Here is a 19,221-nt window from a genome sequence, read left to right on the forward strand (position 1 = left end):
GCAACGCTAAAAAGCTACGAAAGCCACGATGAAGGTCCAGGCCAACGGATTGCAGATCGAAGTCGACGACACCGGCGGCGAGGGTCGCCCGGTGATCCTGCTGATCATGGGCCTGGGCATGCAGCTCGTGGCCTGGCCGCGCGATTTCGTGCAGCTGCTGGTCGACGCCGGCTTTCGCGTGCTGCGCCACGACAACCGCGACATCGGCCTGAGCGAAGGCTTCGACCACAAGGGCGTGGGCAACATCGTCTGGGAAAGCATCCGGCTGCGCCTGGGCCTGCCGGTGCGCTCGGCCTACACGCTGCAGGACATGGCGACCGATTCGCTGGGCGTGCTCGACGCGCTGGGCATCGCGCAGGCGCACGTGGTCGGCGCCTCGATGGGCGGCATGATCGCGCAGCGCATGGCCGCGACCGCGCCCGATCGCGTCCGAAGCCTCGTGAGCATCATGAGCTCGAGCGGCGCGCGCGGCCTGCCCGGTCCGCGCCGCGAGGTGGCCGCGATGCTGCTGCGCCGTCCGCTGGGCCGCGGCGAGGACGAACTGATCGCGCACAGCATCCGCCTGCTGCGCCTGATCCAGAGCCCGGCCTATCCGCAGACCGACGAGGCGCTGGCCGAGCGTCTGCGCTTCGCCATGCGCCGCGCCTACCATCCGGCCGGCATGTTCCGCCAGATGCTCGCCATCGGCGCCGACACCGAGCGCCCCGAGCTGCTGGGCCGCATCCAGTGCCCGACCCTGGTGCTGCACGGAGAGCCCGACGCGCTGGTGCCGATCGCCTGCGGCCAGGACACGGCGCGCCGCATTCCCGGCGCGCAGTTCGTGCCCATTCCCGGCATGGGCCATGACCTCCCGCCCGAGGTCTGCGCCATCCTTGCCAGACACATCGTCCCGTTCCTGAACGCGACGCCATCCCGCCATCCATGAGCCACGACGCCTCCCACACCCCCAACCCCAACACGCCCGAGCAGTCCCAGCTCGGCCGCGCCTCGGCCTACGCCGACCGCTACGACCCCACGCTGCTGTTCCCGATCGCACGCGCCACCCAGCGCGAGGCCATGGGCATCGCGGCCGGCGCCTTGCCCTTCTTCGGCGCCGACCTCTGGACCGCCTTCGAACTGAGCTGGCTCAACCCGCGCGGCAAGCCGCAGCTCGCGATTGCGCACTTCACCGTGCCTTGCGAGACGCCCAACATCATCGAGAGCAAGAGCTTCAAGCTCTACCTCAACAGCTTCAACAACACCGCCTTCGCCGACGCCGAGGCCGTGCGCGAACGCCTGCGCACCGACCTGGCCGAGGCGCTGTGGCGCGGCAGCGACCGCGCGGCGGGCATCGGCGTGAAGCTGGTCGCGCCCGAGCTGTTCGACCGCGAGCCGGTGCACGAGCTCGACGGCCTGGACCTCGACCGGCTCGACATCGAATGCACGAAGTACCAGCCCGCGCCCGAGCTGCTCTCGAGCGATGCCACGCAGGTGCCGGTGACCGAGACGCTGACCAGCCGGCTGCTCAAGAGCAACTGCCTGGTCACGGGCCAGCCCGACTGGGGCAGCGTGCAGGTCCGCTACAGCGGCCCGCCGATCGACCAGGCCGGGCTGCTCGCCTACATCGTGAGCTTTCGCAACCACAACGAATTCCACGAGCCCTGCGTCGAGCGCATGTTCACCGACATCTGGAAGCACTGCCACCCGACCAAGCTCACGGTGTATGCGCGCTACACGCGGCGCGGCGGGCTCGACATCAACCCATTCCGCACCAGCTGGCCGCAGGCGCTGCCGGCCAACGTGCGCACGGCGCGCCAGTAGGCGGACCGGTGTCGCCGAAGTTTTTTTGAAGATTTTTTTGCCCCGATTCGAAAACTGCGTTTTTGGGGCATATAATCTGAGGCTTCGCGGGAATAGCTCAGTTGGTAGAGCGCAACCTTGCCAAGGTTGAGGTCGAGAGTTCGAGACTCTTTTCCCGCTCCAAATTTTTTGCTTCTTCGAGGGTCCGCAAGACCCGCCGCAGAACGCAAGCGAAGACGAAAGAAAAGGCCGCTGTCCCCAGCGGCCTTTTTCTTTTTCCGCGGTCGCTCGCGAGGGGCGCCCGGCCCGTGTGGCATCCTGCCCGCATGACCCCCGACACCCGTTCGCTGCGCCTGTTCGTGGCGGTGGCCGACCACGGCAGCATCAGCGAGGGCGCCAAGCGCTGTCACATCGCGCTCGCGGCCGCGAGCAAGCGCATCTCCGACCTCGAGGCACGCGCGCGGCTGCCGCTGTTCGTGCGCCATGCGCGCGGCGTCACGCTCACGTCGGCCGGCCATGGGCTGCTGCTGCATGCGCGCGCCGTGCTCTCGGCCATGGACCGGCTCGGCGCCGAGCTCGACGACTTCCAGCAGGGCGTGGCGGGGGTGGTCAGCATCACGGCCAATGCCTCGACCATCGCGCAGTTCCTGCCGGCGCAGATCGGCTCCTTCCTGCGGCTGCATCCGGTGCTCAAGATCGACCTGCAGGAGCGTGCGAGCACCGAGGTGGTGAAGGCGGTGCAGGCCGGCCTGGCCGACATCGGCGTGATCGAGGGCAACACGCCGGCCGATCCGCTCGAATGCCTGCCCTACCGCAGCGACGAGCTGGCCGTGGTTGTGGCGCGCGGCCATCCGCTGGGCCGGCGCAAGCGCATCGGCGCGCACGAGGTGCTGCGCCACGAGCACATCGTGGTGCGCGAAGGCACGGCGCTGCACCGCGTGCTGCTGAGCGCCGCGCTCGAGGCGCAGGTGCCGCTCAAGGTGCGCATGCAGGTCGGCAGCTTCGACATGGTGTGCCGCATGGTGGAGCAGGGCGCGGGCATCGGCGTGCTGCCCTATGCGGCCATCCTGCCGCAGCTGCAGATACTCAAGCTGCGCTGCCTCAAGCTCGATGCCCCCTGGGCCGTGCGCCGCCACCTGCTGTGCGTGCGCCGGCAGCAGGACCTGACGGTGGCCGCGCGCTCGGTGCTGGAGCACCTGAGCCGGCCCGACTGAAGCACGAGGCTTCGCGCCGCGCGAAGCCTCGCTCCCGCCAAAAACGAATTGTTCTCCACCGGGGTGCGCGCAAAGATGCGCGCACAACGAAGGAGACCATCTTGAAGATCGTTCGCGTCAGCGCCACGCCGCTGAACATTCCCGTCGCCATCGACGTGCTGGGGCTCGACAAGAAGACCTCGCTGTCGCTGTGCCTGACCGAGATCGAGACCGATACCGGCCTCGTCGGCCATGGCATGACCGCCATCACCGAGGAGGAGATCATCGCCGCCGCGGTGCGCGAGGTGGCAGGCCCGGCGCTGATCGGCGAAGACCCGATGGCCACCGAGCGCCTGTGGGACAAGCTCTACTGGCTGCTGTCGCCGCGCGGCCAGACCGGCTACGCGAGCCATGCCATCGCCGCGCTCGACATCGCGCTGTGGGACCTGAAGGCGAGGGCGCTGGGCCAGCCGCTGTGGCGCCTGCTCGGCGGTGCGCGCGCCAGGGTGCCGGTGTATGCGACCTTCGGCTTCGGCTTCTTCGAGCGCGACCAGCTCGCGGCCGCCGCCAAGCTGTGGGTGGCGCAGGGCTTTCGCCGCCTGAAGATGACCGTCGGCGGCCATGCGCTCGCGCGCCGCGACGAGCCGCGGCCGATCGACGAGGTGATCGCCGAGGACGTGCGCCGCGTCGCCGCGGTGCGCGAGGCGGTCGGCCCGGAGGTGAAGCTCTATGTCGACGCCAACTGCGGCCTCGACCTGTTCCATGCGAGCGAGCTCGCGCGCCGCATCGAACCCTACGGCATCAGCTTCTTCGAGGAGCCGCTGACGCAGAACGACGTGCGCCAGATGGCCCAGCTGCGCGCGCGCACGAGCATCCCGCTGGCCTGCGGCCAGAACGAGGGCCTGGCCTTCCGCTTCCGCGACCTGCTGGTGAACCAGGCGGCCGATGTGCTGCAGCCCAACGTGACGATCTCGGGCGGCTACTCGCAGTGCCTGAAGATCGCGGGCATGGCGCAGGCCTTCAACGTGCCGATCGACAACGGCGGCGCCTGGCCCTTCCACAACATGCACCTGCATGCGGGCGTGTCGAACGGCGGGCTGGTCGAGTACCACTACGTGGCGGTGAAGATGCTGCAGCAGATCTTCGACGGCCTGCCGGTGCCCGACCAGGGCTGGCTCACGCTGCCCGAGACGCCGGGCCTGGGCTTCGCGCCCAATGCCGAGCGCGTGCGCGAACTCGCGAAGCTGCCGACCTCGCGCGGCAAGGGCAAGGCCTGAACGATGAGAACAACACCCACGATCCTTCGCCGGCGCCGGCAGACCTTGCGCGCGGCAACGGCCCTCGGCCTCGCGGGCCTGCTCGCGGCACCGATGGCCTGGGCCCAGAAGTACCCCGACAAGCCGATCCGCCTCATCGTCGGCTATTCGGCCGGCGGTGGCGTCGATGCCGTGGCGCGCCTGTTGAGCGCGCGCCTGCCCGCGGTGCTGGGCCAGCAGGTGCTGGTGGAGAACCGCACCGGCGCCACCGGACTCATCGCGGCCGACCTCGTCGCCAAGGCGCCGCCCGACGGCTACACGCTGATGATGGGCGACAGCGCCCTGCTGATCGCCAAGCTGCTGCAGCCGAAGATCGCGATCGATCCGCTCACCAGCTTCAAGCCGGTGGCCGGCGCCTTCGTCTCGCCGCTGATGATCGTCACGGGCAACGACTTCCCCGCGAAGACGCCGGCGGAGTTCGTCGCCCAGCTCAAGGCGAACCCGGGCCGTTTCTCCTTCGCGACCTCGGGCGTGGGCACGGTGCAGCACCTGGGCTTCGAGATGCTCAAGCAGTCCACCGGCAGTTTCGTGGTGCATGTGCCGTACCGCGGCGCCGCGCAGATCGTGCCCGACGTGATCGGCGGCCAGGTGCCGATCGGCGTGGTCAGCGCCACGGCGGCGATGGCGCAGTCCAAGGCCGGCAAGTTGCGCGCGGTGGCGCTGATGAACAGCGCGAAGCTCGAAGGGGCCGAGAGCATTGCCCCTCTGGCCGATGCGCTGCCGGGGTTCGATGTGGCGCCGCGCATCTTCGTGCTCGCACCTGCTGGAACGCCCAACGAGATCGTCGACCGGTTCTCTGCCGCCGTGAAGACGGTGCTCGATGCGCCCGACGCTGGAACTGCCGCGGCGGCGCAGGGGACCTTGCGGGCCTATGCCACGCCGGCGCAACTCGGCAAGGACATGGCCGAGGAGACGGTGCGGTGGAAACGCATCATCACGGAGCAGCGGATCGTGGCGGATGGGGGGTGATTTTTTGGGCGTTTGTTGTCCGGGGCGGGCTCACGCCGACGGGGTACTCCCCTCCGCGAATGTCCCCCGCCTTCGGCTCCTCCTTTATTTCGCTGCGGGGAGTACCCCATCGACGTGAGTCTGGACGCAGCGGTTGTTGAACCGCCGGCACCACCACTGCGCCTCCCGTGCACAGGGCAGTGGGTGCTTCCCGCAGCGAAATAAAGGAGGAGGCCGCAGGCCGGGGGACATTCGCGGAGGGAAGTACCCGCTGTCCTGTGCACGCACCCCGAACCCTAAAAACGAAGGCAACCAAAAATGACCCACCTGGGCCTCATAGTCCCCCCGAAAGCAGGCGAAGTCCCCATCGACGGCCCGCTTCTCTACGGCACCCGCATCCGCTTCAGTGCACGCGGCCTGGGTCTCGGAGAAATCTCCACCCGCGGCTACACCGAGGTCATCGACTCGGTGATCGACAAGGCGCTGGAACTCAAGGAGGAGGGCGTCGGCGCCATTTCCCTCATGGGCACTTCGCTGAGCTTCTTCCGCGGTGCCGCCTTCAACCGGCAACTCGAAGTCGAGATGTCGCGTGCCACCGGCCTGCCCTGCACCACCATGAGCAACGCCATCGTCGAAGGACTGCGCGGCCTCGGCGTGAAGCGCGTCGCCGTGGCCACCGCCTACATCGACGAGGTCAACGTGCAGCTGCGGCGCTACCTCGAACAGTGCGACTTCGAACCGCTGGCCATCGAAGGCCTGTCGATCTCCGATGTGCAGCAGGTCGGCCAGGTCGGCACGCAGGTGCTGGTGGACCTGGGTCGCCGCGTGTTCGAGGCCCGGCCGGGGGCGGACGGCATCCTCATCTCCTGCGGCGGACTCGTCACGCTCGACGCCGTGCGCGAACTCGAGTCGATGCTGCAGGTGCCCGTGGTCTCGAGTTCGCCCGCGGGCTTTCGCGACCTGGTGCGCAAGGCCGGGCTCGATGCGCGCTCGCCCGGCAATGGCCGGCTGTTCGACTGAGGAGACGGCGGCGGATCCGTCGCTCAGAACGAACGCGGCAGGCCGAGCATGTGCTCGGCCACATAGCTGAGGATCAGGTTGGTCGAGATCGGCGCCACCTGGTAGAGCCGCGTCTCGCGGAACTTGCGCTCGATGTCGTATTCGCAGGCGAAGCCGAAACCGCCATGGAACTGCAGGCAGGCGTTCGCCGCTTCCCAGCTCGCCTTGGCCGCGAGGTACTTCGCCATGTTGGCCTGCGCGCCGCAGGGCTCGCGTGCGTCGAACAGGCGGCAGGCCTCGTAGCGCATCAGGTTCGCGGCCTCGACCTCGATGAAGGCCTCGGCGATCGGGAACTGCACGCCCTGGTTCTGGCCGATCGGGCGGCCGAACACCACGCGCTCCTTGGTATAGGCCGTCACCTTGTCGATGAACCAGTAGCCGTCGCCGATGCATTCGGCCGCGATCAGCGTGCGCTCGGCATTGAGCCCGTCGAGGATGTACTTGAAGCCCTGGCCTTCCTCGCCGATCAGGTTCTCGGCCGGGATCTCGAGGTTCTCGAAGAACAGCTCGTTGGTCTCGTGGTTCACCATGTTGAGGATCGGCCGCACCGTCATGCCCTGGCCGATGGCCTCGCGCAGGTCGACGATGAAGATCGACATGCCCTCGGATTTCTTCTTCACCTCGGCCAGCGGCGTGGTGCGCGCCAGCAGGATCATCAGGTCGGAATGCTGGATGCGCGAGATCCACACCTTCTGGCCGTTGACGACATAGCGGTCGCCCTTCTTCACCGCCGTCGTCTTGATCTTCGTGGTGTCGGTGCCCGTGGTGGGCTCGGTCACGCCCATCGACTGCAGCCGCAGTTCGCCGCTCGCGATCTTCGGCAGGTACCGCTGCTTCTGCGCCTCGCTGCCATGGCGCAGCAGCGTGCCCATGTTGTACATCTGGCCATGGCAGGCGCCCGAGTTGCCGCCGCAGCGGTTGATCTCTTCCATGATCACCGAGGCCTCGGTCAGGCCCAGGCCCGAGCCGCCGTACGCCTGCGGGATCAGCGCGGCCATCCAGCCGGCCTGGGCGAGCGCGTCCACGAACTCGGCGGGATAGCCGCGCGCCTCGTCGATCTTGCGGAAGTATTCGTCGGGAAACTGCGCGCAGAGGTCGCGCACGGCGTCGCGGATGTCGGGGAAGCGGGTGTCGTTGCTGTGCATCGCCTGAATCTATCCGCGCGCGCGGCGCGCGTCTCTCGGATTTCGGAAGCCTCCCTTCGGCCAAGGCGGATGCCCGGTCGCGGCCGTCGATTGCGCGCGACTCGCCGCGCTTCGGACATGTCCTGCAACGGGACGCGCTGCGGTCTTTCCGGCGCCTTCATCGAACGGACGCAATCTGCTGCCCATTCCCTGAACCATCCTGGAGGACAGCACCATGGCAGACGACCTGAGCAAGCGCGGACAGCCCGACCGCTCGCGCATCAACGTGAACGAGGCGCACGAGATGCGCTACTGGACCCAGACCCTGGGCGTGACCGAAGCGCAGCTGCGCTCGGCGGTGGCGGCCGCCGGCGTCGAGGTCAAGGACGTGCGCACCTACCTCGGCAAGCCCTGAGCGCCGGCGAGCGGGAACCTGCGTAGGCAGGTTCCTACACCCGGGCGACGAGGCGCGGCCGATACTCTGTCGCTTGCCTCGCACCGGGACATTTCCCTTGAACCTCCCCCCCTTCCTCGCTTCCTTCCCTGGCCCGACGCTCGGGCATCGTCCCTTGCAAGCCGCCCCCGCGGCCGGAGCCGTGGCGCGATGAAGAGCTCTCCCGGAGCCCGCAGCTGGATCGCCGCCGGCGTGCGCCACGAACTGCTGACCCGCGCCTTGCCAGCGCTGCGCCACGACATGGCGGCGCCGGTGTCGGTGATCCGCATGGCGCTGCTGATGCTCAAGCGCCAGCTCGGCGCCGAGACCATCGACCGCGCCGTCAGCGAGGAGCGCATGGGCCTGGTCGACGGCCAGGTGTCCGAACTGGTCGAGGGCATCCGCTCGCTGCGCGACTGGGAACTGGCCACCACCGACGACGGCATCACGCGCGCCGCGCTGGTGGCGCGCTGCGTCGCGCTGATGCGCGCCGCCTTCGACCTGCATGGCGTGTCCCTCGAGGTGGACGATGCGCTCGCCGCCGGCGAGGACGAGAAGCGCTGGCCCTCGGCGGCCGCGCTGCGCTACCTGTTCCTCGGCGCGCTCGGCTACCTGCACGACGGCGCGCCCGAGGCCGGCGCGATCCGGATCGAGGCCGATGGCCCCGAGGGCCTGCGCTTCGCGGCACTGCCGCGCGAGGCCAGCGCCGTCAATCCCGTGCTCGATGCGCACCGCGCACCACGCGCGCTGGCCATCGACGCGGTCGCGCTGCAGAGCCTGGCCGAGGACCTCGGCTACCGCATCGCGCTCGAGCGCGACAGCGTGCGCTTCTCGCTCGGCGCGGGCTGAGCACGCGGCCGCGCCGGCGCGGCCTTGCGCACCGGCAGCGGTGCGTGCTTCGTTTCCTTCTTCGAGGCCGTTGAACCCGATGCGGGCTTGGCGCTCTTGCGCTGCCGCGTCGCGGCCTGGGCTTCGCGCCGGTGCGCCTGCAGAAAACCCAATAGCCGCCGCTCCGCCGCATGCAGCCCGCGCGACGGCCGCGCGCTGCGGCGCCCCGCGATGCGTTCGAGCAGGGCCGACGCCGCATCGGCCTCGGTGCTCGCGAGCGCACTGCCCAGCGACAGCACCGCGGGATGCACATAGGCCTTCTTGCAGACCGCGGGCGTGTTGCCGAGCTGGCGTGCCACGGTCGCGAGGATGTCCTTCGCGGTGTAGCGGCTGCCGTCCGAGGCGACCCGGCCCGGCTCGCAGGCCAGCCGCGTGAGCTCCAAGGCCTGCACCGTGCCGTGCCAGGTGCGGAAGTCCTTGGCGGTGAAGCGCTCGCCGTCCAGGCCCTTCTGGCCCTCGACCACCTCGCCGAGGTAGTCGTTGACGTCGGTCGACGAGACGCTGTGCGGCTCGCCGTCCTCGCCCACGTACTGGAACAGCGCCTGCCCCGGCAGTTGCTGGCAGCCGCGCACGATTTTCGCCACGCGCGGGTCCTCGAGCGTGGCCTCGTGCATCACGCCGCTCTTGCCGCGAAAGCGCAGCCGCAGCGCCGCACCCTTCACCGCCGCATGCCGGTTGCGCAGCGTGGTGAGGCCGTAGGAACCGTTGCTGCTCGCGTACTCCTCGTTGCCCACGCGCATCAGCGTGGTGTCGAGCAGCCGCACCAGCGCGGCCAGCACCTGCGCCCGGGCCGGCGCGCCCGTGCCCTTGCCGGCCTGCAGGTCGCGCTGCACCCGCGCGCGGATGCGCGGCAGCGCGCGCGCGAAGGCCTCGAGCCGGTCGAACTTGGTCTCGTCTTTCAGCGCCCGCCAGTCGGCGTGGTAGCGGTACTGCTTGCGGCCGCGCGCGTCGAGGCCGGTGGCCTGCAGGTGACCGTTGGGCAGCGGGCAGATCCACACCTCGTCGTAGGCCGGCGGTATCGCCAGCATGCGGATGCGCGAGAGCTCGTGTGCGTCGCGCACCCACTGGCCGCGCGCGTCGCGGTAGCGGAACTTCGCGCCGTGCCGCAGGCGCCGGATGCCCGGCATGTCGGGGTTCACGTAGACCAGCCCGTTCGCGATCGGCGTGGGCTTGGACGGAGGCCGTCTCGCGGAGGATGCTGTGTCCGGCATGGTGGTTGCGTGGTGTAGACAGGCCCGTTGTGCCAGCGCCGACAATGCGCGGCTGTAGGACGCCGCGAGCGCCGCCGGTGCGATGGCCGCGCTTGCGTGTCCTGCCCTCATCCTCGATCCCACGGAGTCTCCCCATGCCGTTTTCCTCCTCCCTGTGCTTCGCCCGCCTCTCGGCGCTGGCCGCCGCCGCGCTGCTGGCCGGTGCCGCCAGCGCCGCCACCATGCCGCCCGCGCCCGGCGCCGAGTCCCGCGCCGAACTGCCCGTGAAGGTGAAGGTGTTCGTCGCCGCCATGTTCGAGATCGGCCAGAACAGCGGCGACCGCGCGGGCGAGTTCCAGCACTGGTACGAGCGCTACTGGAAGGGCGCGAAGCCGATGGCCGTGCCTGGCGCGTTGCAGCCCGTCTACTGCAATGCCGACGGCGTCTGCGGCGCGGTGCTCGGCATGGGCAAGGTCAATTCCTCGGCCTCGATGCAGGCGATCCTCTTGAACCCGCAGTTCGATTTCTCGCAGGCCTACTACGTGATCTCGGGCGTGGCCGGCACGCCGCCCTCGCGCGGCACCATCGGCGAGGTGAGCTGGGCCACCTGGCTGGTCGACTACGACCTCGGCCACCGCTGGGCACCGGAGGAGAACAAGCCCGGCGAGCCCACCTTCATGCCGCGCAAGGGCTACGAGTCGTACCGCCGCTTCAAGCTCAACCCCGACCTCGTCGGCTGGGCCATGAAGCTCACGGCCGACACGCCGCTCAAGGATTCCGAATCGGCGCGCAGCTACCGGCTGCGCTACCCCGATGCCGCGGCGCGGCGCGCGCCCTTCGTCGGCACCGGCACCCACATGACGGGCGACACCTTCTTCCACGGTCCCGGCATGTCGAACCAGGCGCAGTACATCGCGAAGCTCTACGGTGCCGACGACTACGTGATCACCGAGATGGAGGCCGCCGCGATCACGCTCGTGATCCAGCGCACCCACGGCACCGACCGCGTGATGAGCCTGCGCGGCGCGGTCAACTTCGACCAGGGCAATCCCAACGAGACCACCCTGCAGCATCTCGACCCCGCGCCCGGCGAAACGGCCGGCGGCTTCGCCGAGACGGTGGAGAACATCGCGCTGGTGGGCACGCGCGTGGTCGACCACATCGTGGCGAACTGGGGGCAGTGGCAGGGCGGCGTGCCGCGGCCCTGAGACATAAGCGGCCGCGCTCAGGGCGCCGGCTGCAGATGCCAGGTCACCGTGAAGTCGAACGGCGTCCAGCGGCTGACCTTCACGCCCGCGCGGCGCAGGCCGCGGCCGGTCCAGGTGTTGCAGGTCTCGAACAGGTGGTACGCGCCGTTGGCCTCGTAGAAGGCGTCCTGGGCGTTGTAGTGCGCGCCCGCGATGGCCGTCGCCTGGCCCGCGGGCAGGGTGCTGCGCACATGCTCGATCAGGCGCAGGTACTGCGGCATCGACAGCGGCAGCCGGAACGCGCCGGGCCCGAACTGGTCGCGCCGCAGATAGCTCACGTGCAGCAGCGCGCGGTTGCGGCCCGACAGCGCGCCCAGCGCGCGCGCGGCCGTGAGATCGGCCCAGGTCGGCGTGTGCAGGTAGAACTCGCGGTCGCCCCAGCCCAGCGCCACGTATTCGGCACCGGGCGGCACGGCCGGGAAGTCCGCGAGCGGGAACAGCTTCTGCCAATCGATCAGCGCCGAACGCACCGGGAACACGTAGTCGGTGTGCACGCCGTTGCTCAGCACCCAGGCCTCGACATAGGGCGTGGCCGGCGCGGTGGTCTTCGCATGGCTGGGCCAGAACACCAGCGCGAAGGCGGTTCCCACGTAGAGCCCGATCAGCACCACGAGGCCGAGCAGCAGCAGCGAGAAGCGGCGCAGCCAGCGTGCGATGAAGGCCATGGCGTCAGAACAGCGAGGCGGTGGCCGACTCGGGCGCGGCGGCCGGGCGCTGCGTGCCGCCGGCCGGTGCCAGCGCCTCGGGGCTGCCCGCGCGCGCCAGCGCGCCCACGCGCACGCCCAGGAGGCGCAGCGGGCGTTCGAGCGGCACGCGCTTCAGGCACAGGCCGCCGGTGCGGCGGATGGTCTTCGCGTCGTCGGTGAAGCGGTCGATGGTCTGGTCGCGCGTGGCGATCCTGAAGTCGTCGTAGCGCAGCTTGATGCCGATGGTCTTGCCCACATAGCCCTTGCGCTGCAGGTCCTCGGCGAGCTTCTCGCACAGCCGCGTGAAGATCTCGCCGAGCTCGGCGCGGTCGCGCACCGCATGCAGGTCGCGCTCGAAGGTGGTCTCGCGGCTCATCGAGACCGGCTCGCTCTCGGTCACCACCGGGCGATCGTCGCGGCCCCATGCCACCTCGTGCATCCAGGCGCCGGTGGACTTGCCGAAGTTGTCGATCAGCCAGCCGCGCTCGCAGGCCGCGAGCTCGCCGATGGTCTCGATGCCCAGGCGCTTGAGCTTCTCGTCGGCCTTGGGCCCGATGCCGTTGACCTTGCGGCAGGGCAGCGGCCAGATGCGCGTCTTCACGTCGTCCTCGTAGACCACCGAGATGCCGTTGGGCTTGTTGAATTCGCTCGCCATCTTGGCGATCAGCTTGTTGGGCGCCACGCCGATCGAGCAGGTCAGGCCGGTGGCCTGGAAGATCGACTTCTGGATCAGCCGCGCCAGCGTGCGCCCGCCCTCGCGCTGGCCGCCGGGCACCTCGGTGAAGTCGATGTAGACCTCGTCCACGCCGCGGTCCTCCATCAGCGGCGCGATGTCGGTGATGATCGACTTGAAGCCGCGCGAGTACTTGCGGATCTCCTCGAAGTCCACGGGCAGCAGGATCGCGTCGGGGCACAGCTTGGCGGCCTTCATGAGCCCCATGGCCGAGCCCACGCCGAACTTGCGCGCCGGGTAGGTGGCGGTGGTGATCACGCCGCGGCCCACGTAGTCCTTGAGCCGTGCGAAGGCATCGACCGGAATGTCGGCCAGCGTGCCGCCGGGCGGCAGGTGGCGGATCGCTTCGTCCACGCTGCGCCGGCCGCCGCCGATCACCACCGGCAGGCCCTTGAGCTGCGGATAGCGCAGCAGCTCGACCGACGCGTAGAAGGCGTCCATGTCGAGGTGGGCGATGCGGCGGATCGGGGGCGTGGCGGCGGGCTTGGAACTCACGGTAACGATTGTCTCGCGCTGCGCCGATGTTCGCCCGGGCCGTGCAAGAATGCATCGGAATTTCAATCCCCCGCAAGGACAACGGAAAGGAATCCACCATGGGTGACGACGAGGAAGGCGGCCTCTCGGTCGCGCTGACGCCGGTGCAGCTGGCGGCGGTGCTCGGTGGCGAGGACGTGCCCGAGTCGGCGAGCCTCAGCAACCGGCTCTGGGGCACCGCGGCGCTGGTCGGCGGCGTCATCGAGCTGGTCGGCGCGGGCGTGCTGTGCGTCGCGCCCGAACCCACCATGGCGAGCAAGGTCGGCTGCGTGGTGCTCGGTGCCCACGGCAGCGACGTCACCGCCACCGCCGCGCGCCAGATCTGGACCGGCCGCTCGCAGCGCACCGCCACCGCCATCACCGCCGATGCCGCCGCGCAGGCCATGGGCGCCTCGCCCGAGACCGGCGCGCAGGTGGGGCTCGCGGTCGACGTCGCGGTGCCGCTGTTCGTGGCCGGCGGCCTCGCCGCGTCGCGCGTCATCGCGGTGCGCGCGAGCCGCTTCAAGCTCGAGCCCGTGCGCCTCGCCGAGCACGAGGGCGTGGCCGGTTCCAAGGCCGGCGGCCACACCATCCGCGAGCACGTCGGCAAGTCGGCGCAGGACCTGTTCGACCGCTTCGCGAAGAAGCCCAGCCTGCAGAAGTCGTCGTCCTTCTTCGACCTCGCCACCGCCGAGTCGGCCATCAGCCAGACGGTGCGCGCCAATGCGCGCGCGATCCGCGCCTGGTCGCGCTCGGCGCAGGCGGGCTCCAAGCCGGTGGCCTTCGAGCACGACATCGGCACCGTGGTCGGCATCGGCGTGCAGCGCGGCAGCACGGCCGTGAGCCAGCTCACCAAGGTGCGCGTGACGCTCAACATGAAGGCCTACAACGGCAAGCCCTTCTACATCCTCACCGCCCATCCGTTCTGACAGCCAGCACAAAAATCCCACGATGCGATTCGAACTGATCGACCACTTGACCAAGGTCTATTTCGGCCAGGATGCCGACATCCTCTTCGGCGAGACCGGCGCCGAGATCATGGCCTCGTACCGCGAATCGAGCACCCCGGCCGAGCTGGCCGCGCTGCGTGCCGAGATCGCCGACTACCGGGGTTCGCACGACGACGTCGAGGCCGCGTTCGCGCGCGACTTCGAGCGCGACTACCTGCCCGAGGATTTCGGCCGCACGGCGGCGGAGTTCTTCGACCGCGTGCTGGCGGCGGTGCAGTAGCCGGCCACGGCTTCGCTCAGGGCGATTCGGCCGCGGGCGCGCCGTCGGCCAGGTCGGGCGGTGGCGCCATCTCGCGCATCAGGCGGTCGACCGTGTCGGCGTCCATCGGTGCCTGCGCGGCCGCCGCCTCGGGCGCATCGCGCAGCCAGCGCGTGCTGCCGGGCCAGGCCATCGTCGCGGCCATCACCAGCGCGAGCAGCACGAGATAAGGGGCCAGCGCGAGCGCCACCGCGCGCAGCGGCGGGCGCGGCACGGTCTGCCCGCGCGCGAGCACCAGCGCATAGCCGAAGGGCGGCAGCAGGAAGCCGGCCTGCAGCACCAGCAGCGCGAGCGTCGCGATCCAGGCCGCATCGGGGAGTTGCGCGAGCACCGGCGGCATCACGATCGGCACCACGAGGAAGATCAGCTCGAAGGCATCGAGCACGAAGGCGCAGGCCAGCAGGATGGCGAGCACGGCGCCCAGCCCGATCATCGGATGGCCCTGCAGCGCGAGCATCAGCCGCATGACCAGCGCATCGGTGCCGAAGCCGCGCAGCAGCAGCGAGAAGGTGGTGGCCGCGACCAGCAGCGCATAGAGCGCGCCGGTCAGCGCCATCGCGTCGTCGAGCACCTGGCGCAGCAGCCCCGCGCGCAGCAACTGGCCCGAGGCCAGGCCCCAGCCGAGCAGCAGCATGCAGGCGGTGGCGGCGCCTTCGACCGGCCGCACGCGGCCGAGCGCGATCAGCACCAGCAGCGTGCCGATCACGGGCGGCACGATCGCCAGCGTCCAGCGCTGCGGCCTCGTGAGTGGCTCGCGGGCGGCCGGCGTGGCCGGCAGGACGGGCCGCGCGCGCCGCGCGCTCCAGGCGGCGATCGCGAGCCAGCCAGCAAACAGCGCCGTGGCCGGCAGCAGCGCGGCCTGCAGGATGTCCTGCGTGTTGACGATGCGTTCGGCCGCGGCGCCCGGCAGGCCCAGGCTGCGTGCCATGTTCACGCCCTCGGTGTGGGCGCGCAGCATCGCGTCGGCAAGCAGCAGCAGGACCAGCGAGGGCGGCACGATCACGCCGAGCGTGCCGGTCACCGCCACCAGCGCCGTGCGGCGCGGCGCCGGCAGGCCCTCACGCGCCCAGCCCTCGCCCGCGGTGCGCGCCAGCGTGAGCAGGCTCGCGCCGACCGAGCCGTTCATCGGCGCCAGCAACAGGCCGAGCACCATGCCCGCGATCTCGGCGGCCGCGCGCGGCGCGATGCGCGCGAGCAGGCGGCGCAGGCCCTCGTACAGGTGCTGCGCGAGCGCGAGCCGGTTGAGCAGCGCGCCCACCAGCGCATAGAGCGCGAGCGCCTGCAGCAGGTCGTGCTCGAGCAGGCCGACGATGCGCCACGGCAGGTTCTGCAGCAGCGCCATGTCGAAGGCGCCGAGCGCCAGGCCCGCCACCGCGCCGAGCGTGGACACGCCGAGCAGCACCGCGTAGGTCGGCCAGCCCGTGCTCATCATCAGCGCGAGCGCCACCGCGAGCAGCGCCAGGCCGAGCCAGCCGGTGCCGGCGCTCATCGCGTACGCCGCCACGGCCAGGCCTGCCAGAGCTCGAGCGCCGCCTGCAGCGCGAGCAGCACGGCGAGCAGCAGCAGCGCGATCTTGACCATGAAGTAGCCCGCGTTGAAGGTGTCGGGAAAGCGCTCGAGCGCGGCCACCGAGCCCAGCACCGGCCGTGCCGACACGGCCACCAGGAACAGCGCCCACGGCAGCACGCACAGCGCGGCACCGGCGCGGCGCCAGCGCGCGGGCTGGCCCGCGGCAAGGTCGGGCCGCGCCACCAGGTGCGCGCCGCGCCGGCCCGCATGCCGCAGCGCCACCGCCACGTAGAGCGCGAACAGCCACTGCGCGAGGTCGTTGGCCTGCGTCGGTCCGAAGCCGGCCCCGGCGAGACCGCGCAGCGGCCACTGCAGGAACAGCAGCAGCGCGATCGCGAGCGCCAGCGGCATCGCCAGCCGGTCGAGGCGGTCGAGCAGGCGGGTGGCGAGGCAGGCGTCGGGCGGCGTCATGGCGAGCGACGCTAGTTCCCGAACCTGACCAGCACCTGCGGCGCGGCGGGGCAATGCTTGCGCCGCCCCACGGCCCGCGCCATCATCCGCCCCATGCAAACCGTCGCTTCCATCCTCTGGCGCAGGCTCGACGTCCCGGGCCACGATGCCTGCCGTCTCGAACGCAATGCCAGCGCCTGGCAGCTCGACGGCGCCTCGGCCTTCCGCGCCGAGGACGGCCGGGTGGCGCAGCTGCACTACCGCGTGCGCTGCGACCTGCACTGGCATGCGCAGTGGGGCACGGTGCGCGGCTGGCTCGGCGACAGCACGGTCGACCTCTCGATCACGCGCGACGCGCAGGGCCGTTGGAAGCTCAACGACGAACCGGTGCCCGATCTCTCGCACTGCGTCGACCTCGACCTGGGCTTCACGCCCGCGACCAACCTGCTGCAGCTGCGTCGCCTCAATCTCTCGAAGGGCGAGGGCGCCGATGCGCCCGCGGCCTGGATCGACCTCGATGGCGGCAGCCTCGGCGAGCTGATGCAGCGCTACGAGCGCAGCGGCGACAACGCCTACCGCTACGTGGCGAAGCGCTTCGATTACGAGGCGGTGCTGGGCGTCACGGCCGATGGCTTCGTGCACGACTATCCGGGGCTCTGGGTCGCCGAAGCCTGACAAGTTGTGAACAAACCTGCTGCGCGCCCCGATCTCGCACCTCCGGTCCTCACCGTACGGAGTACGGCTCCGGTCCTCGGCGCGACCTCGGCGCGCTCGCTACGGTTTCTTCACACCTTGTGAGCACCGCGCCGGCCGCGCGATGCGGCCTCAATCGAACTGCGAGCGATCCCCTGCCACCAGCGCCCGGTTGCGCCGCCGATCGAGCGCGATCTCGCGCGCGAAATCCTCGCTGCTGCCGCCGGCCGGCAGGTTGTAGGCCTCGCGCAGCCGAAGCCGCAGCGTCTCGCCGCGCAGCAGGCGCTGGATCTCGGCGTTGAGCCGCTGCACCACGGGCTGCGGCGTGCGCGCCGGCGCGAACAGGCCGAACAGCGAATCGCGGTTGGCGCGTTCGTAGCCGAGCTCGGCGAGCGTGGGCACCTCGGGCAGGGCCTCGATGCGGCGCGGCGCGCCGACCGCGAGGGCCTGGAAGCGGCCGCTCTCGATGTACTGCAGCTGCTGTGCCGCGACGTTGGTCGACAGCACCTCGAACTGGCCGCTCAGCGCGTCGTTGAGCTGCGGGCCGCCGCCCTGGTAGGGGATGTGGGTGATGTCGGTGCGGCTCTGCACGCGCACCTGCGCGAGCACCAGATGGCCGATGGTGGCCACGCCCGAACTGGCCCAGCGCACCGCGCCGGGCTGGGCGCGCGCCTGCGCGATCAGGTCGCCGAAGCCGCGGCCGGTGAAGGCCTGGGTGCCGACCACCAGCACCGGCGTGCGCATCAGGCTGGCCACCGGCACGAAGGCGCGCAGCGGGTCGTAGGCCACGCGCGCGAGCAGCGGATGCAAGGTGAGCGGGCTGATGGCCGAGAAGGCCAGCGTGTGGCCGTCGGGCACGGCGCGCGCGAGCGCATCCATGCCCACGCTGCCGCCGGCGCCGGGCCGGTTCTCGATCAGCACCGGCACGCCGAGCGACTGCGCCAGCGGCTCGGCCAGCACGCGCGCCATGCCGTCGCTGACGCCGCCCGGCGGGTAGACCACGATCAGCCGCACCGGCCGGCTGGGCCAGGCCGGCGCGGTGCCGGCGCGCGACACGCCGAGCGTGGCGAGGCCGACGAAGGACGCGCCCGCGCCCAGCAGCACGCGGCGATGCAGCGCCCGCGTCATGGCCGGCCCTTCGCGTCGCCGGCCGCGAGGCCGCGCAGCAGTGCGGCGAAACGGCGCGCGGGCAGGTTGTCCTCGTCGGCGCGCGACACCAGCGTGAGCGGCGCGTCGAGCGCGCCGCCGTCGGCCAGCGGCGCATAGGCGATCGCGTGCGCATGCACGCCGGTCATCGAGGCCGGCACCACCGACAGCCCGACGCCCGCGGCCACGAGGTTGAGGTTGGTCATCATGCGTTCGACCTCGGCCACCACGCGCGGCCGCAGGCCCTTGGCATGGCACAGCGCGAGCAGCTCGGCATAGAGGCCGGGCGCGCCGGGGCGCCGCACCAGGATCAGGTCTTCCTCGCAGAGCTTCGCCAGCGGCAGCGGGCGGGAAGCCGTGCGCTGGCTGCGCGCGGTGGCGAAGCGGTGGTCGCTGGGCATCGCCACCAGCACCGGCTCGCGCAGCAAAGTCTCGAACGCCAGGCCCGCGGGCCGGTCGACCGGCACGCGCAGCAGGCCGCAATGCACGCGGCCCGCGGCCAGCGCCTCGGTGATCTCGGCGGCGTTGTTCTCGCTGAGCTGCAGCTCGACGTCGGGGTACTCGCGCCGGAACGCGCGCAGCGCCTCGGGCACGAAGCGGTGCGCGGCGGCCGAACTGGTGAAGCCCACGGCCAGGCTGCCGGCCTGGCCGCTGGCCACGCGCGCCATGCGCTGCCGCATCGCGTCCATGTCCTGCAGCATGCGCAGCGCCTCGGCCTGGAACTGGCGGCCGGCGTCGGTCAGCGTCACGCCGCGCGGATGGCGCTTGAACAGCAGCACGCCGAGCTCGCGTTCCAGCGCCTTGATGGTCAGGCTCAGCGGCGGTTGCTGGATGCCCAGGCGCTCGGCGGCGCGCGTCATGTGGCCGGTCTCGGCGACGGCCACGAAGTAGCGCAGCGGTCTTATCTCCATACTTTTTTCATATTGAAAGTGCCTTGTTATTTTATTTGACCCTAGGTCAGGCTGCTTCTATCGTCCGGCCGCCTATTCAATGAGCGGCCCCACGAGGCCGTGTTCCGGAGACAAAGACCATGCGCCCACCGCGC

20 protein-coding genes and 1 tRNA gene are annotated in these 19,221 nt (G+C 70.7%); 13 read left to right on the forward strand and 8 right to left on the reverse strand.

Features of this window, described 5'->3' with window-relative positions; all coding sequences use genetic code 11:
* Window positions 1-28 precede the first annotated feature (28 nt).
* The 7 genes from R0232_RS08760 to R0232_RS08790 all read left to right on the forward strand — a co-directional run bounded on the left by R0232_RS08760 (window position 29) and on the right by R0232_RS08790 (window position 6,256).
* Entirely contained in the window at window positions 29-925 is an 897-nt protein-coding gene (locus R0232_RS08760) for an alpha/beta fold hydrolase (RefSeq protein ID WP_431511863.1), read from the forward strand.
* Window positions 922-1,800 carry an NADPH-dependent 7-cyano-7-deazaguanine reductase QueF gene (queF, locus tag R0232_RS08765; protein WP_296784097.1) on the forward strand — a complete coding sequence of 293 codons (879 nt, stop codon included), beginning with the start codon at window positions 922-924 and terminating at the stop codon, window positions 1,798-1,800. Before R0232_RS08760 ends, queF begins: the two co-directional genes overlap by 4 nt.
* Window positions 1,801-1,886: 86 nt before the next feature.
* Window positions 1,887-1,962 (forward strand) — tRNA-Gly (locus R0232_RS08770).
* A gap of 143 nt (window positions 1,963-2,105) precedes the next feature.
* Window positions 2,106-2,993, forward strand: coding sequence for a LysR family transcriptional regulator (locus tag R0232_RS08775; RefSeq protein WP_431511864.1), 888 nt, complete (start codon window positions 2,106-2,108; stop codon window positions 2,991-2,993).
* Between the two features lie 101 nt (window positions 2,994-3,094).
* Window positions 3,095-4,249 carry a mandelate racemase/muconate lactonizing enzyme family protein gene (locus tag R0232_RS08780; RefSeq protein WP_431511865.1) on the forward strand — a complete coding sequence of 385 codons (1,155 nt, stop codon included), beginning with the start codon at window positions 3,095-3,097 and terminating at the stop codon, window positions 4,247-4,249.
* A gap of 3 nt (window positions 4,250-4,252) precedes the next feature.
* The gene (locus R0232_RS08785) at window positions 4,253-5,257 is read left to right on the forward strand and encodes a Bug family tripartite tricarboxylate transporter substrate binding protein (RefSeq protein ID WP_431511866.1); all 1,005 of its coding nucleotides are present in this window, start codon (window positions 4,253-4,255) and stop codon (window positions 5,255-5,257) included.
* Between the two features lie 297 nt (window positions 5,258-5,554).
* Window positions 5,555-6,256: an arylmalonate decarboxylase gene (locus R0232_RS08790; RefSeq protein ID WP_431511867.1), complete on the forward strand. Its 702-nt coding sequence runs from the start codon at window positions 5,555-5,557 to the stop codon at window positions 6,254-6,256.
* A 23-nt stretch (window positions 6,257-6,279) separates the two neighbouring features.
* Here R0232_RS08790 and R0232_RS08795 read toward each other — a convergent pair whose 3' ends face one another.
* Complete coding sequence (locus tag R0232_RS08795) at window positions 6,280-7,440, reverse strand: acyl-CoA dehydrogenase family protein (RefSeq protein WP_431511868.1); 1,161 nt, start codon at window positions 7,438-7,440, stop codon at window positions 6,280-6,282.
* A 214-nt stretch (window positions 7,441-7,654) separates the two neighbouring features.
* Here R0232_RS08795 and R0232_RS08800 point away from each other — a divergent pair, with 214 nt between their 5' ends.
* Together R0232_RS08800 and R0232_RS08805 are read left to right on the forward strand one after the other, a co-directional pair.
* Window positions 7,655-7,834 carry a DUF3606 domain-containing protein gene (locus R0232_RS08800; protein ID WP_057592921.1) on the forward strand — a complete coding sequence of 60 codons (180 nt, stop codon included), beginning with the start codon at window positions 7,655-7,657 and terminating at the stop codon, window positions 7,832-7,834.
* A gap of 189 nt (window positions 7,835-8,023) precedes the next feature.
* A complete protein-coding gene (locus R0232_RS08805) occupies window positions 8,024-8,701 on the forward strand; it encodes a hypothetical protein (RefSeq protein ID WP_398499858.1) in 678 nt (225 codons plus the stop codon).
* On the opposite strand, the gene R0232_RS08810 is transcribed toward R0232_RS08805, so the two are convergent.
* Window positions 8,647-9,951, reverse strand: coding sequence for a DNA topoisomerase IB (locus R0232_RS08810; RefSeq protein ID WP_431511869.1), 1,305 nt, complete (start codon window positions 9,949-9,951; stop codon window positions 8,647-8,649). The genes R0232_RS08805 and R0232_RS08810 overlap by 55 nt on opposite strands.
* Before the next feature lie 134 nt (window positions 9,952-10,085).
* Here R0232_RS08810 and R0232_RS08815 point away from each other — a divergent pair, with 134 nt between their 5' ends.
* Window positions 10,086-11,138 (forward strand): purine-nucleoside phosphorylase, encoded by a 1,053-nt coding sequence (locus tag R0232_RS08815; protein ID WP_431511870.1) that lies wholly within the window; start codon window positions 10,086-10,088, stop codon window positions 11,136-11,138.
* Window positions 11,139-11,155: 17 nt separating this feature from the next.
* On the opposite strand, the gene R0232_RS08820 is transcribed toward R0232_RS08815, so the two are convergent.
* Complete coding sequence (locus R0232_RS08820) at window positions 11,156-11,842, reverse strand: TIGR02117 family protein (RefSeq protein WP_431511871.1); 687 nt, start codon at window positions 11,840-11,842, stop codon at window positions 11,156-11,158.
* Between the two features lie 4 nt (window positions 11,843-11,846).
* Window positions 11,847-13,037, reverse strand: coding sequence for a Y-family DNA polymerase (locus R0232_RS08825; RefSeq protein WP_431512880.1), 1,191 nt, complete (start codon window positions 13,035-13,037; stop codon window positions 11,847-11,849).
* Window positions 13,038-13,189: 152 nt separating this feature from the next.
* Between R0232_RS08825 and R0232_RS08830 the strand changes: the two genes are divergently transcribed.
* Window positions 13,190-14,038, forward strand: coding sequence for an RNase A-like domain-containing protein (locus R0232_RS08830; protein ID WP_208511465.1), 849 nt, complete (start codon window positions 13,190-13,192; stop codon window positions 14,036-14,038).
* Window positions 14,039-14,060: 22 nt separating this feature from the next.
* The gene (locus tag R0232_RS08835) at window positions 14,061-14,339 is read left to right on the forward strand and encodes a contact-dependent growth inhibition system immunity protein (protein WP_093356126.1); all 279 of its coding nucleotides are present in this window, start codon (window positions 14,061-14,063) and stop codon (window positions 14,337-14,339) included.
* 16 nt (window positions 14,340-14,355) lie between these two features.
* On the opposite strand, the gene R0232_RS08840 is transcribed toward R0232_RS08835, so the two are convergent.
* Together R0232_RS08840 and R0232_RS08845 are read right to left on the reverse strand one after the other, a co-directional pair.
* A complete protein-coding gene (locus R0232_RS08840) occupies window positions 14,356-15,867 on the reverse strand; it encodes a TRAP transporter large permease subunit (protein WP_431511872.1) in 1,512 nt (503 codons plus the stop codon).
* A complete protein-coding gene (locus tag R0232_RS08845) occupies window positions 15,864-16,358 on the reverse strand; it encodes a C4-dicarboxylate ABC transporter substrate-binding protein (protein WP_431511873.1) in 495 nt (164 codons plus the stop codon). The genes R0232_RS08840 and R0232_RS08845 overlap by 4 nt, the downstream gene beginning before the upstream one ends.
* Window positions 16,359-16,451: 93 nt before the next feature.
* On the opposite strand from R0232_RS08845, the gene R0232_RS08850 reads away from it, so the two are divergent.
* Complete coding sequence (locus tag R0232_RS08850; RefSeq protein WP_093356120.1) at window positions 16,452-17,012, forward strand: putative glycolipid-binding domain-containing protein; 561 nt, start codon at window positions 16,452-16,454, stop codon at window positions 17,010-17,012.
* Window positions 17,013-17,162: 150 nt separating this feature from the next.
* Here R0232_RS08850 and R0232_RS08855 read toward each other — a convergent pair whose 3' ends face one another.
* Both R0232_RS08855 and R0232_RS08860 read right to left on the reverse strand, forming a co-directional pair.
* A complete protein-coding gene (locus R0232_RS08855) occupies window positions 17,163-18,158 on the reverse strand; it encodes a Bug family tripartite tricarboxylate transporter substrate binding protein (RefSeq protein WP_431511874.1) in 996 nt (331 codons plus the stop codon).
* Complete coding sequence (locus tag R0232_RS08860; RefSeq protein WP_431511875.1) at window positions 18,155-19,087, reverse strand: LysR substrate-binding domain-containing protein; 933 nt, start codon at window positions 19,085-19,087, stop codon at window positions 18,155-18,157. The genes R0232_RS08855 and R0232_RS08860 overlap by 4 nt, the downstream gene beginning before the upstream one ends.
* Window positions 19,088-19,221: the final 134 nt, after the last annotated feature.

It is taken from the genome of Variovorax sp. DAIF25, from assembly GCF_050711835.1.
Classification (GTDB): Bacteria; Pseudomonadota; Gammaproteobacteria; order Burkholderiales; family Burkholderiaceae_C; genus Variovorax.

What these genes read in the sequence shown, in the direction of transcription:
- R0232_RS08860 (WP_431511875.1), bottom strand. Translation starts at nt 19,087, where the DNA reads ATGGAGATAAGACCGCTGCGCTACTTCGTGGCCGTCGCCGAGACCGGC.
- R0232_RS08785 (WP_431511866.1), top strand. Translation starts at nt 4,253, where the DNA reads ATGAGAACAACACCCACGATCCTTCGCCGGCGCCGGCAGACCTTGCGC.
- R0232_RS08845 (WP_431511873.1), bottom strand. Translation starts at nt 16,358, where the DNA reads ATGACGCCGCCCGACGCCTGCCTCGCCACCCGCCTGCTCGACCGCCTC.
- R0232_RS08850 (WP_093356120.1), top strand. Translation starts at nt 16,452, where the DNA reads ATGCAAACCGTCGCTTCCATCCTCTGGCGCAGGCTCGACGTCCCGGGC.
- R0232_RS08840 (WP_431511872.1), bottom strand. Translation starts at nt 15,867, where the DNA reads ATGAGCGCCGGCACCGGCTGGCTCGGCCTGGCGCTGCTCGCGGTGGCG.
- R0232_RS08810 (WP_431511869.1), bottom strand. Translation starts at nt 9,951, where the DNA reads ATGCCGGACACAGCATCCTCCGCGAGACGGCCTCCGTCCAAGCCCACG.
- R0232_RS08830 (WP_208511465.1), top strand. Translation starts at nt 13,190, where the DNA reads ATGGGTGACGACGAGGAAGGCGGCCTCTCGGTCGCGCTGACGCCGGTG.
- R0232_RS08800 (WP_057592921.1), top strand. Translation starts at nt 7,655, where the DNA reads ATGGCAGACGACCTGAGCAAGCGCGGACAGCCCGACCGCTCGCGCATC.
- R0232_RS08820 (WP_431511871.1), bottom strand. Translation starts at nt 11,842, where the DNA reads ATGGCCTTCATCGCACGCTGGCTGCGCCGCTTCTCGCTGCTGCTGCTC.
- R0232_RS08855 (WP_431511874.1), bottom strand. Translation starts at nt 18,158, where the DNA reads ATGACGCGGGCGCTGCATCGCCGCGTGCTGCTGGGCGCGGGCGCGTCC.
- R0232_RS08790 (WP_431511867.1), top strand. Translation starts at nt 5,555, where the DNA reads ATGACCCACCTGGGCCTCATAGTCCCCCCGAAAGCAGGCGAAGTCCCC.
- R0232_RS08805 (WP_398499858.1), top strand. Translation starts at nt 8,024, where the DNA reads ATGAAGAGCTCTCCCGGAGCCCGCAGCTGGATCGCCGCCGGCGTGCGC.
- queF (WP_296784097.1), top strand. Translation starts at nt 922, where the DNA reads ATGAGCCACGACGCCTCCCACACCCCCAACCCCAACACGCCCGAGCAG.
- R0232_RS08760 (WP_431511863.1), top strand. Translation starts at nt 29, where the DNA reads ATGAAGGTCCAGGCCAACGGATTGCAGATCGAAGTCGACGACACCGGC.
- R0232_RS08775 (WP_431511864.1), top strand. Translation starts at nt 2,106, where the DNA reads ATGACCCCCGACACCCGTTCGCTGCGCCTGTTCGTGGCGGTGGCCGAC.
- R0232_RS08795 (WP_431511868.1), bottom strand. Translation starts at nt 7,440, where the DNA reads ATGCACAGCAACGACACCCGCTTCCCCGACATCCGCGACGCCGTGCGC.
- R0232_RS08835 (WP_093356126.1), top strand. Translation starts at nt 14,061, where the DNA reads ATGCGATTCGAACTGATCGACCACTTGACCAAGGTCTATTTCGGCCAG.
- R0232_RS08815 (WP_431511870.1), top strand. Translation starts at nt 10,086, where the DNA reads ATGCCGTTTTCCTCCTCCCTGTGCTTCGCCCGCCTCTCGGCGCTGGCC.
- R0232_RS08825 (WP_431512880.1), bottom strand. Translation starts at nt 13,037, where the DNA reads ATGGACGCCTTCTACGCGTCGGTCGAGCTGCTGCGCTATCCGCAGCTC.